Here is a 12403-nt window from a genome sequence, read left to right as displayed (position 1 = left end):
ACCTTCTTCGCGGCCTTGCCCGAGCCGTTGCGCGCCTCCGTTACCTTCGACAATGGGGGCGAGTTTGCCCGTCATCACCGCCTCGCAGAGGAGCTCTCCTTGCCCACCTACTTCTGTGACCCGCACAGGCCCTGGCAGAAGGGCGGCATCGAAAACGCCATCGGACGCATGCGCCGCTACCTGCCCAGCACCACAGATCTCCAAGCCATTCCGACAGATGGAGTTGAGACCGTCATGCGCCAATACAACGAAAGCCCGAGAAAGATCCTTGGCTACAGGACACCCGCAGAGGTATTCAAAGACTTCATCTCTGTTGCGCTTCAAACGTGAATCCATCCTCTGCCTTCGCAGAGGAAGACACTTGAGAGCAGCGTCTACCTCATTGTTTCAAATATATAATTCACCTGTCTTCCTCTGCGAAGGCAGAGGACCTCAGGCCGGAAAGGGCGATCGGTCGGTATAGGTCTCCCTATCCCTCCGCCCCCACCACAGCCCGCACCACCAGCGCCACCCGTTCCCCCCGCATGCCCGGCCTGATGCGGCCCGAGCGCTCCAGTTCGGCGAGGCCATGCAATGCGGCCCAGAAGGCCTCCGCCGCCACCTCCGCGTTGGCGCAGAACGGCGTCACCACGCCGGCCAGCGCGTCGAAAGCCGCCCTCAGTTCCGCCCTGGTATCCGCCTCGGCAAAGCGCAGATCGGTGGGCAGCACGAACATCGCCTCATAGAGGGCAGGATGGCCAAGCGCGAAGTCGAGATAGGCTCGCGCAACGGCGTCCACCGCCTCCGCCGGCCCACCGGCCTTGTCGGCCGCCGACCGCAGCACCTCGCCGATCTCCTTGAACCCCTCCACTGCCACCGCCGCGACGATGGCCGTGCGGTTCTCGAAATGCGAATAGAGCACCGGCTGGCTATACTCGATCTCCTCGGCGAGACGGCGGACGGTCACGGCCTCCCAACCCTCCCGCTCGGCGATCGCCCGCGCCGCCGCCACGATGCGCTGCTCGCGCTCGGCCCGCTCCCGGCTCTTCCGCTCGGCCACACCCATCCCGATCTCCTTCGCGTCACCGGCTACATCATAGCGCCGTTTGACATCCTAGCAATGCTAGATTATATGATCTAGCGACGCTAGAAATTATCTCACGACTAGATAGGAGATCCGAAATGCATTGGCTTCCGCTCGGAATAGCCGCGCTCCTCGCGCTGGCGATCATCGTCATTGGCCTGCAATATCTCACCGTCCCGCTCACCGCGGCGCGCAGCTTCGGCCTGCCCTTCCCCGAAGGAGGCCCCAATGTTCCCTGGTGGTTGCGCCTCAAGGGCGTGCGCGACATCTCCTCCGGCTTGGTGGTGCTGGCGATGATGATATCGGCCACGCCCCGCGAAGTCGGCCTCGTCCTGCTGGTGGAAGCCTTCATAGCCCTCGGCGACATGTCGGTGATCCTGGCCGCCAAGGGCAACACCAAGCTGGCGCTCGGCATGCACGGCGTCACGGCGGCGGTGATGGTGGCAACGGCGGCAGCGCTGTTGCTCGGGGTGGCGTGAGAGCGCGCTATATGTGCCCCTCACCCTTTCCCGCCTGAGGTCCCCACCTTGAATTCACACGTGAATTCAAGCGGCCTTCGCGGGGATGACAGCGTTATAAACGCGCGAGCCGCTACCTATTGTTCCATCTATATAATTCACCTGTCATCCCCGCGAAGGCGGGGACCTCAGGAAGGTAAGGCGGGCGGTTGATATCAATCTCCACTCACCCCGCTACCGCTCCAACCTCAATCAGCCTCTCACCCCGTCGCTCGATCCTCTCGCCCCCTCTCGCATGCCCCCGGATCGCCGTTGGCGGGAAGCCGAACCGCTCCCGAAACCGGTTGGCGAAGCGCGACGGGGACTCGTAGCCGACGTCGAGGGCGATGCGGTTGACCGCCTGATCGGTCGATTGCAACAGCAGCATGGCCTGCGACATGCGCACGTCGACCAGGAGGTCGCCAACGGTGGTCCCCTCCTGCGACAGGCGCCGGCGCAGCGTCGCCTCGCTGAGGGCGAAACGGTCGGCGACAGTGGCGATCGTCCAGGGCTCGGCGATCGACGCCTCGAACAGCCGCCGCACCCGCGCCGTCAGGCTGAGGTTCTCCGCCTGGGAGATCCGGACGCCTTTCAGCGACAGCCAGACCAGCAGCTCCGCCACCCGATGCTGCGCCACCGCCTCGGGAATGTGCACCGCATCGCCCACCGCCTCGACGGCGCGGTCGAACGCATCGGCAAAGGCCGCGTCGGTCTTGCCGAGCAGCGTCACGTCCGGGGTGACCGGTCCCCCGGGCGCCGTTCTCTCGAAGCTCGCGAGAACCGCCGGGTCCCACACCAGCCAGCGCGCGCCGTAGGAGCCGCGCTCGGACATCCGATTGGTGACGTCGAAGGTCTGCCCGCCGGCCAGCACAACCGCCTCGCCGCCGCGAACGGTCCACTGCCCGCGCCCCGACTGCAACAGCTTGCTGCCGTGGCTCAGTACGATCAGCGAGGGACGATCGACCACGAGGCGGCTGAACCGCAGCTCGCAGTACTGGACAATGCTGGCCGATAACCCGACGCCGGGACGGGCCTGCAGGGATCTCGAATGATCGCTCATGGCCTCACCATCCGATGCACGGCACAGAGCTTGTTGCCGTCGGGATCGCGCACATAGGCGAGATAGACGGGGCCGACGAGACCGTTGTCGCGAATGCCGGGCGGATCCTCGATGGAGCGGCCGCCCTCGGCCACGGCAGTATCGTGAAACGCCAGCACCGTCTCGGGCGAAGCGCATCGGAAGGCGATGGTACCGCCGTTGGCCGGCGTCGCCGGCTCGTCGTCGATCGGCTGGCTGACGCAGAACGATCCGCCGTCGTGCCGATAGAACAGCCTGACATGCCCGCTGTCCGTCACATGCCGCAGCGCGGCGCCGGCGCCCAGCGTACCGAGCACCGCGTCGTAGAAGCGCTTGGAGCGCTCGATGTCGTTCGAGCCGACCATCACGTGGTTGATCATGGCGTCCGTCCTGGTCCTCAATTGGCGATGAGGCAGGACTAGCATCGTTCAGATGCACTTTCGGCGCAAGATCGCTCCCTTTCTGTGCCGATCTGCTCACCGGGAGCCTGATATGGGCCTCGGCATCTTCTCGTCCTGAGGTCCTTGCTTTCGCAAGGATGACAGCTTGATAGGAAGGGGAGTCAAGCTGGAGACCCGTTCTATCCAGCTGTTATCATTTATATAATTCTGTCATCCTTGCGAAAGCAAGGACCTCAGGACGAGAAAGCACTGCGGCCCCTATAGCGCTCCCCTCCGTACCCTCACGCCTTTGAGCTGCAACTCAAAGTGGGGACGAAGCCTCGATCCGGGGAGCGACTAAAATGCCTCCTCACTCAGGCACCACGCCACCAGCATCGCCGGCCCTGAGACGAAGCATCTCAAAAAATGTTGCGCGCCTGATGCGCCGAGACTACGAACATCCACGCACTAAAGTTGTCATCGGCGCTTGAAACGTCAGCTCCCACCCCTTGCCGGTCCCCGCAACCCCTCTCCGCCTCCCCTCGCCACCGGCCCGGTGTCCCACGTGTCGCACTCCCTTGAAATAACAGCCGGATCGGCTCGTTACGCACCTTCCCCGCCCCGCCCATTCGACCAGCGCTCCAGGCGGAGTCCCGGTCGACCAGCCGCATCCACGCCCACACGCCCCGCGTGAAGCGACAAAACGTCTCAAAATCTATTGCGAATCGCAAAAAGTGAGGTACTATGAATCATAAGAAAACAACGAAAGTCGACACGGCGAAAACGTCGGAGGCTTCGCAAGGGGAGGAGGGCGTCATGTCTGACGCCATTCAAGGGGCGGAGGAATCCGTTTCCCTGATGACCCGGTTATCGCAAGCGGATCTCAGTTCCGCCGAAAAGCGACTGATCGAGACCCTCTTCTCCCTGGCCGACTACGAACTGGCCACGCTGACCTCGTCGGCGCTGGCGGAACGGGCCGGCGCCTCGAGAGCGACGGTGGACCGGCTAGCCCGCAGGTTCGGTTACGCGGGCCAGAAGGAAATGAGACATGCTCTCCTCCGGGAGAGCCGCGCCATGCGGGCCGGCGTCGACGAGATCGTGACGCCGTCCCCTCAGATCGCGCTCGAGGATGGGCCGTTGGAGATCGCCTACAAGGTGTTCAACAACGCCTCCGTCAGAGCGCTGAAGTTTGCCGAATTGCTGGCTCAGACCGACGTGCTGCCGCGCCTCGTCGCGGCGATGCATGACGCACGCTCGATCCAGCTGTTCGGCGCCGGCGCCTCGGCGGTGGTGGCCCTCGACATGCACCAGCGCCTGGTCCGGCTGGGCCTCAGGATCAACATGGCCCAGGACGCCCACACCCAGATCGCCCAGGCGGCGCTGATGGGCGAAGGCGATCTGGCGGTGGCCATCTCGTTTTCGGGCATGACCCGCACCACGGTGGAAGCGGCGGCAACCGCCCGTTCGCGTGGCGCCAGCGTCGTGGCCATCCTGGCCAAGGCCCAATCGCCGCTCGGCGATATCGCCGATCTCAAGGTTCTGACGCCCCCCGGCGTCGGGTTGTTCGGCACGGATGCGTCGATGACGCGCATCCTGCAGATGATGCTCAACGAAGTGCTCTTCCACTGCCTGGCGGTGAAGGACGTCAGCCTGCTCGAAAACGTTCAACGGATCGACGCAGTGCTCAACAGCGAAAAGATCGGGGCCGGAGATTTCCGTCGCCGACATATAGGGAGCGAGGACCGTGACCGACCAGAAGGACATCGAAAAACTTGAGGCGTCAGCGCGACGAATAAGGGCGCACATCCTTACCCAGATCAATGCGGCCGGTTCCGGCCACCCCGGCGGCAGCATGTCCTGCGTGGAGATCCTGGCGGCCCTGTTTTCCCACCGCGCCGCTGCCGGCGCCAACTGGTTCGGCCGCAACGCGCGGGACCATGTGATCCTGTCCAAGGGGCACGCCGCCCCTGCCCTCTATGCCACCTTCGCCGAAGTGGGCATGATCCCCGAAGCCGAGCTTCTGACGCTGCGCCAGCTCGGCAGCCGCCTGCAAGGCCACCCCGACCGCACCCGCCTGCCGGAAGTGGAAATGTCCACCGGCTCGCTTGGACAAGGTCTTTCCGTCAGCCTCGGCATCGCCCTGGCGCTCAAGCTGCGCAACGAACCCTTCTATTCCTACGCCATCCTGGGCGATGGCGAGATCAACTCCGGCCAGATCTGGGAGGCTATCGCCTACGCCGGCACCCACAAGGTCAACCGCCTGGTCGCCATTCTCGACGCCAACGGCATCCAGAACGACGGCCGCATCGAGGAGGTGCTGGAGCTGCGCCCCTATGCGCCGAAGCTCGAAGCCTTCGGCTGGGCGGTGCGCGAGTTCGACGGCCAGAACATGGCCGAGGTGGTCGATGCCGTCGACTGGGCCTCGTCGGATGCGCCGGGCGACAAGCCGCGCTTCCTGATTGCCCACACCACCAAGGGCGCGGGCGTTTCCTTCATGTCCGATCGGGCTGACTGGCATAGCCACACGATCAGCGACGAACAATTGAAGGCCGGTCTCAAGGAGGTCATGGGCTGATGGCTGCTACCCCTACCAACGCGCCCGAAGGTTTTGTGTCGCTCCGCGACGTCTTCGGCGACGCCATCATGGCGCTCGGCGCCCGCGATCCGCGCATCCTGATGCTGGATGCCGACCTCGCCAGTTCCACCCGGACGATGAAGTTCAAGAAGACCTATCCGGATCGCCACTACAACTTCGGCATCGCCGAGCAGAACATGGTCGGCGCCGCCGCCGGTTTCGCGATTTCCGGCTACATCCCCTTCGTCAACACCTTCGCGTCCTTCCTGTCGCGCCGAGCCTGCGACCAGATCGCCGTCTCGGTCGCCTACCCCAAGCTGAACGTCAAGTTCTTCGGCTTCCACGGCGGCATCAACCTCGGCGAGGACGGCGCCACGCAGCAGGCGGTCGAGGATCTCGCCATCATGCAGGGCATCCCCGGCATCCGCTGCTACGCGCCGATCGACGGCAACGACCTGGCACGCGTCATGAACGAGGTGGCCGAAGTCGAGGGGCCCACCTACGTCCGCCTGTCGCGCTTCCCTTCGCCGCTCGTCACGCCGCCCGTCGCCTCGGAAACCGAACGCGCCGCTGCCTTCCGCGTGCTCACCGAGGGCAAGGATCTCCTGGTGTTCACCACCTCGACGCTGGCCGCCAAGGTGATCGAGGCCGCCAACGCCCTGAAGACCGAGGGCATCGGCATCCGCGTTCTCGGCATCACCCGGCTGAAGCCGCTCGGTAACGAGATCGCCGCCGAGGTGAAGGCCTTCGCCGGCAAGTCGATCGCCGTGGTCGAGGAGCATTCCATCCACGGCGGCCTTGCCGACGGCCTGTCGGCCCTGCTCGACGGCGCCGGTATCGCCCACCGCATCGAACGCATCGGCGTGCCCGACCGCTTCGGCGAGTCCGGCCATCCCGATGCCCTGCTCGAAGCCTTCGGCCTTGCCGGAGCACCGCTCAGGGCGCGGCTGAAGGCGACCGCCAAGAGGTGAGGAAAGCACCCCCAGGTGGCTTACGTGTTGCGGCCGACCGAGCGCCGGCCGCTGAAAGAAAGGTTTTCCTATCGCCTGAATGAAGAGATCGGCGCGCGGCCGGATAACCGCGCATCCTTGGGAGGAACGACCATGAAAAAAGTGCTGGTATTGGGTGCGACGCTGTTGAGCGCCAGCATCCTGTCGAGTGCCGCGTTGGCGGCCGACAAGCAGGTGACGGTCTGGTCCTGGTTCATCCAGAGCACGATGCAGAAGTCGATCGATGCCTTCGAGAAGGCGCACCCCGGCGTCAAGGTGACCTACACCTACTACAACTACTCGCCGGAATACATCACCGCGCTGAAGGCCGCCGCCGCCTCCGACAGCCTGCCCGACGTGATCGGCCTGCAACCGGGATCGCTCACCCAGCAGTATCGGGAGCATCTCGCCCCGGTCAACGATCTCGCCGCCAAGGAATGGGGCGCCGATTGGGCCGGCAAGGTGTTCCCCGTCAACCGCAAGCAGATGCTGATGGGCAACCCTTCGGGCGACACCAACTTCTACATCATTCCCCAGGAATCCCAGGTTCTCTGCATCTGGTACAACCGCAAAACCTTCGAGAAGCTCGGCATCGCCGTGCCCAAGACCTATGACGACCTGAAGGCCGCCGCCAAGAAGCTCAGCGATGGCGGCTTCCTGCCGCTGTTCCAGGGCGCCGCCGACGGCTGGCAGAACGAGAATGTCTTCCTGATGCTGGCCAACCAGTTCGCGCCCGGCCTCACCGACAAGGCCCAGGCCGGCGAGGCGCCGTGGACATCGCCCGAGCTCGTCTCGGCCATGAAGGCATGGAAGGGCCTGTTCGACGACGGCATCTTCCAGAAAGGCGCCCTCGGCGCCCATGCCTATCCCACCGGCGCCCAGCTGTTCGCCCAGGGCAAGGTGGGCATGATGGCCCTCGGCTCCTGGTGGATGCAGGAAAGCAAGTTCCCGCCGCCGCTGTCGCAATACGTCACCAACATGGACGGCTTCGACTTCTTCTACCTGCCGCCGGTTCCCGGCGCCAAGACGGCCAGCCCGCCGGTCGGCGGCGTCGATATCGGCTATGGCCTGACCAAGAACGGCGCCAAGAACCCCGAGGCCTGGACCTTCCTCGCCTCGCTCACCAACGGCGAAGCCCTGCAACAGGCGCTGAACGATCTCAACGACCTGCCGGCCTTCGCCGGGCATGAGCCGAAGGGCGACGTGTCCGACCACGTCAAGGACCTCTACAAACGCTTCATGGACGACCTGCCGAAGGCCGAGAACCAGCGCTTCGCCATCCCGGCGATCAGCGAGGCCCTCGACAACGCCCTCGCCGCCGTCGCAGCCGGCAGCAGCGAGCCTGAAGCGGCATTGAAGACCGTGCAGGCGGCGACCGACAAGGCGCTCGGCAAGTAAGGCTCCTCCCCCCGGTCCGGGGCGTCTCTCAAGGCCGGTCCGAGAAGGGCCGGCGGCGCGGGGCGCCCCGGAAACGGGAGGTGCATCCGAATGCCCGAAGATGCGTACCATTGACGGACAATGGCCCTGTTCGGAGAAGTCATGTCAGCCATATCGGGGAGAGCCTTTGAACAGGCACCCAAGCACTATCGCCGCTTCGCCGGACCATGGACCTACCTGTTCCTGCTGCCGGCCGTCGCATTGTTCGTCGTCTTCATCGCCTACCCCATCGTCTGGGTGCTGAGCGAAAGCTTCTTCTCCGAAGGCAACGACAGGACCAGCACCTTCGTCGGCCTCGACACCTATCTCTCGGTGCTGGCCGATCCGGTGTTCTGGATCGTCGTCCGCAACATGCTGCTCTGGGGCCTCATCACCGTCCCCGTACAGATGATCATCGGCGGCACCATCGCCTATTTCATCGAGCGGCATACCGACGCCTGGCGCGGCTTCTTCCGCACCATGTTCTTCCTGCCGGTCGTCACCTCGGTGTCGGTCATCAGCCTGGTCTGGGTGCAGATCTACGCGCCCTACTACGGCATCGCCCAGCAATATCTCAGCTATTTCGGCATCGAGATGGCCTCCTCGCCGATCGGCGATCCGTCGACGGCCATCTTCGCGCTGATCGTCGTCAACATCTGGCAATGGACCGGCTTTTCCATGCTGATGTACGTGGCCGGCATCGCCAACCTGCCCACCGAGGTGCTCGACGCGGCGCGCGTCGACGGGGCGCGCGGCCTGCGCCTTGCCTGGAGCGTCATCATCCCCATGCTGTCGCCGGTCACCAAGTCGCTGCTGCTGCTCGGCGTCATCGGCACGCTGCAGACCTTCCCGATCGTCCAGCTGATGACCACCGGCGGCCCCAACCACGCCTCGGAAGTGTTCGGCACCTACGTGTTCCGCACCTCCTTCGTGCTGGGCGACACCGGGCGCGGCGCCACCATCTCGGTCATCGTGCTGCTCTTGGCGCTGATCCTCTCCGTCGTCCAGATCGTCTACTTCGGCGCCAACCTCTCCCCCTCGTCCCGCAAGGAGGAGAGCGCCTGATGCGCCGCCGCCATCACCCCACCGCCAACCGCGTCATCATCCACGTCGTGCTGCTTCTCGTGCTCGCCCTCTGGATGATCCCGGAAGTCTACATGCTGTCGATCGGCCTCCGGACGCCCGAGCAGGCCTTCGACGCCACGCTGTTCGCCTGGCCGCTGACCTTCAGCAACTTCATCACCGTCATCCGCGACAACCCGCTGCCGATGTTCTTTTTGAACAGCCTGATCGTCACGCTGTCGACGGTGGCACTGGTGGTCGCTATCTCCTCGCTGTTCGCCTTCGCCTGCGCCGTGCTCAACCTCAGGGGCTCGCTGACGCTCTACGCCACGCTGCTCACCACGCTGATGGTGCCGCTCGCCTCGCTGGTGCTGCCGCTCGCCATCCTGCTCAAGACCTTCGGCTGGGTGAACACCTATGCCGGCCTGGTCTTCCCCTATGCCGCGCTCGGCGTGCCCTTCGCGGTGGTGGTGCTGAAGGCCTTCATGGAAGACTCTCCCAAGGAACTGTTCGAGGCGGCGCGCGTCGACGGCTGCAACGCCTGGCAGACCTACTGGCACGTCGCCCTGCCGCTGGTCCGGCCGGCCCTGGTGTTCGTCGGCATCTGGCAGTTCATCTCCACCTGGAACGAGTTCTTCCTGGCGCTGATCATCCTGACCCGCGACGAAGTGAAGACGCTGACCATCGTGCCCATGCAATATTCCGGCCTCTACATGGCCAACCCCGGCGCCCTGTTCGCCATCCTCACCCTGATCGCCCTGCCGCTGATCCTGCTCTACGTGGTGGTGCAGCGCGCCTTCGTCCGGGGCCTTCTGGCCGGCGCCGTGAAAGGATGATCCCCAAGGATGACCCAAACGATGAAACTGATCGGCATCGACATCGGAACATCTTCGGTCAAGGCCGTGCGCGTCCGGGCCGACGACGGCGTCAGCGTGGAGGCGGCGGTCTCCAAGCCCTATGCCGCCGATGGCGCGCCAACCCGCGACGCAACGCTATGGGCACGGCTCGCCGAGGAAGCGCTCACCGAACTCTCGACCGGCGAGGCCATATGCGCCATCGGCTTCACCGGCCAGATGCACGCCATGGTCGCCCTCGATGGCGATGGAGCGCTCGCCGCCCCGGTCAAGCTCTGGCTCGACATGGACGGCGCGCCCGACCTCGACGCCTTCGTCGCCGCCTATCCCGGCAGCTTCGCTCAGGAGACCGGCAACATCCCCCTGCCCGACTTCACGCTGGCCAAGTGGCTGTGGGCGCGGCGGCGCGACCCCGGCCTTTCCGGCAAGGTGAGCGGCCTCTACTGCGCCAAGGACTACGTCCGCGCCTCCCTCGATCCGTCGGCGCCCTTCGTGGTCGACCGCAACGAAGCCACGGGCATGCAGGTGTTCGACCCTTTCGCCGACTGCTGGCACGATGGCCTCCTCGAACGGGCCGGCCTGCCGCGCGCCGCCCTGCCGGCGCTGGTGCCCGCCACCGAACGGGCCGGCGCCTGGCATGGCATTCCCATGGTGGTCGGCGTCGGCGATCAGGCGGCTGCTGCCCGGGCCATCGGCGCGCTCGTCCCCGGCGTCGCCTCGCTGTCGCTCGGCACCTCCGGCGTGCTGTCGATCCCCTTGAAAAAGGCAGCCCTGCCATCGAAGTGGGACGGCGCCTTCCACCTCTTCCCGACCGGCTTCGACGACGACTATCAGGTGATCGGCACGGTGCCGGCCTTCGGCGCCACGCTGCGCTGGCTGCAGACCCTGTTCGGCCGCTCGATGGCCGAGCTCGACGCGGCCGCGATCAGCCGGCCGGCCGGCAGCGGGCGGGCGCTGTTCGTGCCCTATCTCGCCGGTGCCGGCGCACCGCATCCCGATCACGGCCTTGCCGCCGCCCTCTCCGGTCTCACCGTCGACACCGATCTTCCGGCCATCGTCCGCGCAGTCTATGACGGCATGGCGCAGGAGCTGGCGGCCATCACCGAGGAGGCGGCCGCCATCGGCGCGCCGACCCAAACCATCGTGCTGTCGGGCGGCGCCACCCATCTGCCCGGCCTCGTCGCCACGTTGACGGCTTTCCTGCCATGCGAATGCCGGCTGATCGACGCGGCCGAGGCCAGTGCCGTTGGCGCGGCACTGGCCGCGCTCGATTGCATCGCGCCTGAGAACCACCGCGCCCTCAGCAGCACCGCCGCGCCGCGCGCCCGGACCCTGACCATTCGCGACGACTGGCGGCAGGCCCGCGAAGCGGCCCTCTCCGGCGGCCATTTCCATCAGAAGGACTGATCAGCATGTCCAAGCTCGAACTTCGGTCCGTTTCCAAGTCGTTCGGCGCGCTGGAAATCATTCCGCCGCTCGACCTCACCATCGAGCACGGCGAATTCTGCGCCCTGGTCGGCCCGTCGGGTTGCGGCAAGTCCACCCTGCTGCGGATCATCGCCGGCCTGGAACCGGCCTCCACCGGCAAGGTGCTGGTCGATGGCGAGGACGTCACCGGCGCCGAGCCGCCCGAGCGCGGCGTCGCCATGGTGTTCCAGTCCTACGCGCTCTATCCGCACATGAACGTTTCCGCCAATATCGGCTTCGGGCTGAAGATCGCACGCAAGGCAGCGGACGAGATCAGCAGCAAGGTCGGCGAGGCAGCCCAGAAGCTGCATCTCGACGCGCTGCTCAAGCGCATGCCGCGCGAGCTCTCCGGCGGCCAGCGCCAGCGCGTCGCCATCGGCCGGGCGATCACCCGCGATCCCCGCATCTTCCTGCTCGACGAGCCGCTCAGCAATCTCGACGCCGCGCTGCGCGGCGGCATGCGCGTCGAGATCGCCCGCCTGCGCCAGAACCTCGACGCCACCATGATCTACGTGACGCACGATCAGGTGGAGGCAATGACGCTGGCCGACCGCATCGTGGTGATGAACAAGGGCCGCATCGAGCAGATCGGCGCGCCGATGGATCTCTATCACCACCCGGCCAACCGCTTCGTCGCCGGCTTCATCGGCTCGCCGTCGATGAATTTCTTTACGGCCGACATCGCCGGCTACACGACAACGGACTTTCTGCTGCGCCTTTCCGACGGCACGCAAATCGTCGCCGACCACGGCGCCGCGCCGCTCTCGGGCGAACGCGTGACGCTCGGCATCCGCCCCGAGCACATCGAATTCGGCGACGGCCTCGCCGAGGACAACCGGGTGAGCGGCACCGTCCAGGTGGTCGAGCGCCTCGGCTGCGACACGCTGCTGCATGTCGACCTCTCCGGCAGCCCGATGGTGATGCGGCAACCGCGCGACCTGCCCGACATCCGCGCCGGCGAGCGCATCACCTGCCGCTTCCCCACCGCCGCCTGCCACGTCTTTGCCAGTTGAGCCGCGAGG

13 protein-coding genes are annotated in these 12403 nt (G+C 65.7%); 10 read left to right on the top strand and 3 right to left on the bottom strand.

Annotation, left to right across the window (positions count from 1 at the left end):
• On the top strand, nt 1-330 hold a 330-nt coding region (locus G522_RS0124850), incomplete at its 5' end, for an IS30 family transposase (protein ID WP_036840906.1).
• A 139-nt stretch (nt 331-469) separates the two neighbouring features.
• Here the strand turns inward: G522_RS0124850 and G522_RS0124845 are convergent.
• Complete coding sequence (locus G522_RS0124845; RefSeq protein WP_026793325.1) at nt 470-1045, bottom strand: TetR-like C-terminal domain-containing protein; 576 nt, start codon at nt 1043-1045, stop codon at nt 470-472.
• 116 nt (nt 1046-1161) lie between these two features.
• On the opposite strand from G522_RS0124845, the gene G522_RS0124840 reads away from it, so the two are divergent.
• A complete protein-coding gene (locus G522_RS0124840) occupies nt 1162-1542 on the top strand; it encodes a DUF4267 domain-containing protein (RefSeq protein WP_026793324.1) in 381 nt (126 codons plus the stop codon).
• Nucleotides 1543-1747: 205 nt separating this feature from the next.
• On the opposite strand, the gene G522_RS28705 is transcribed toward G522_RS0124840, so the two are convergent.
• Both G522_RS28705 and G522_RS0124830 read right to left on the bottom strand, forming a co-directional pair.
• Nucleotides 1748-2620: a helix-turn-helix transcriptional regulator gene (locus tag G522_RS28705; protein WP_051229246.1), complete on the bottom strand. Its 873-nt coding sequence runs from the start codon at nt 2618-2620 to the stop codon at nt 1748-1750.
• Nucleotides 2617-3018, bottom strand: a complete 402-nt coding sequence (locus G522_RS0124830; RefSeq protein WP_026793323.1) for a VOC family protein — start codon at nt 3016-3018, stop codon at nt 2617-2619. Before G522_RS0124830 ends, G522_RS28705 begins: the two co-directional genes overlap by 4 nt.
• Before the next feature lie 816 nt (nt 3019-3834).
• Between G522_RS0124830 and G522_RS0124825 the strand changes: the two genes are divergently transcribed.
• From G522_RS0124825 to G522_RS28700, 8 genes are all read left to right on the top strand, one after another.
• Nucleotides 3835-4794, top strand: a complete 960-nt coding sequence (locus G522_RS0124825) for a MurR/RpiR family transcriptional regulator (protein ID WP_026793322.1) — start codon at nt 3835-3837, stop codon at nt 4792-4794.
• Nucleotides 4763-5593, top strand: coding sequence for a transketolase (locus tag G522_RS0124820; protein WP_051229244.1), 831 nt, complete (start codon nt 4763-4765; stop codon nt 5591-5593). Before G522_RS0124825 ends, G522_RS0124820 begins: the two co-directional genes overlap by 32 nt.
• On the top strand, nt 5593-6564 hold the full coding sequence (locus tag G522_RS0124815) for a transketolase family protein (RefSeq protein ID WP_051229242.1): 972 nt from the start codon (nt 5593-5595) through the stop codon (nt 6562-6564). Before G522_RS0124820 ends, G522_RS0124815 begins: the two co-directional genes overlap by 1 nt.
• Before the next feature lie 132 nt (nt 6565-6696).
• The gene (locus G522_RS0124810; RefSeq protein WP_026793319.1) at nt 6697-7980 is read left to right on the top strand and encodes an ABC transporter substrate-binding protein; all 1284 of its coding nucleotides are present in this window, start codon (nt 6697-6699) and stop codon (nt 7978-7980) included.
• Between the two features lie 141 nt (nt 7981-8121).
• A complete protein-coding gene (locus G522_RS0124805) occupies nt 8122-9063 on the top strand; it encodes a carbohydrate ABC transporter permease (protein WP_084633398.1) in 942 nt (313 codons plus the stop codon).
• Nucleotides 9063-9896, top strand: coding sequence for a carbohydrate ABC transporter permease (locus G522_RS0124800; protein ID WP_026793317.1), 834 nt, complete (start codon nt 9063-9065; stop codon nt 9894-9896). The genes G522_RS0124805 and G522_RS0124800 overlap by 1 nt, the downstream gene beginning before the upstream one ends.
• 9 nt (nt 9897-9905) lie before the next feature.
• A complete protein-coding gene (locus G522_RS0124795) occupies nt 9906-11321 on the top strand; it encodes an FGGY-family carbohydrate kinase (protein ID WP_084633397.1) in 1416 nt (471 codons plus the stop codon).
• A 5-nt stretch (nt 11322-11326) separates the two neighbouring features.
• Nucleotides 11327-12394, top strand: coding sequence for an ABC transporter ATP-binding protein (locus G522_RS28700; RefSeq protein WP_036840905.1), 1068 nt, complete (start codon nt 11327-11329; stop codon nt 12392-12394).
• Nucleotides 12395-12403: the final 9 nt, after the last annotated feature.

Source organism: Pleomorphomonas oryzae DSM 16300 (assembly GCF_000422965.1).
Classification (GTDB): Bacteria; Pseudomonadota; Alphaproteobacteria; order Rhizobiales; family Pleomorphomonadaceae; genus Pleomorphomonas; species Pleomorphomonas oryzae.
The sequence above is the reverse complement of the archived record's forward strand: the minus strand, read 5'-3'. Positions and strand labels throughout refer to the sequence as shown.

Coding starts and splice junctions, on each gene's coding strand:
- G522_RS0124845 (WP_026793325.1), bottom strand. CDS start 1,045: ATGGGTGTGGCCGAGCGGAAGAGCCGGGAGCGGGCCGAGCGCGAGCAG.
- G522_RS0124840 (WP_026793324.1), top strand. CDS start 1,162: ATGCATTGGCTTCCGCTCGGAATAGCCGCGCTCCTCGCGCTGGCGATC.
- G522_RS28705 (WP_051229246.1), bottom strand. CDS start 2,620: ATGAGCGATCATTCGAGATCCCTGCAGGCCCGTCCCGGCGTCGGGTTA.
- G522_RS0124830 (WP_026793323.1), bottom strand. CDS start 3,018: ATGATCAACCACGTGATGGTCGGCTCGAACGACATCGAGCGCTCCAAG.
- G522_RS0124825 (WP_026793322.1), top strand. CDS start 3,835: ATGTCTGACGCCATTCAAGGGGCGGAGGAATCCGTTTCCCTGATGACC.
- G522_RS0124815 (WP_051229242.1), top strand. CDS start 5,593: ATGGCTGCTACCCCTACCAACGCGCCCGAAGGTTTTGTGTCGCTCCGC.
- G522_RS0124810 (WP_026793319.1), top strand. CDS start 6,697: ATGAAAAAAGTGCTGGTATTGGGTGCGACGCTGTTGAGCGCCAGCATC.
- G522_RS0124805 (WP_084633398.1), top strand. CDS start 8,122: ATGTCAGCCATATCGGGGAGAGCCTTTGAACAGGCACCCAAGCACTAT.
- G522_RS0124800 (WP_026793317.1), top strand. CDS start 9,063: ATGCGCCGCCGCCATCACCCCACCGCCAACCGCGTCATCATCCACGTC.
- G522_RS0124795 (WP_084633397.1), top strand. CDS start 9,906: ATGACCCAAACGATGAAACTGATCGGCATCGACATCGGAACATCTTCG.
- G522_RS28700 (WP_036840905.1), top strand. CDS start 11,327: ATGTCCAAGCTCGAACTTCGGTCCGTTTCCAAGTCGTTCGGCGCGCTG.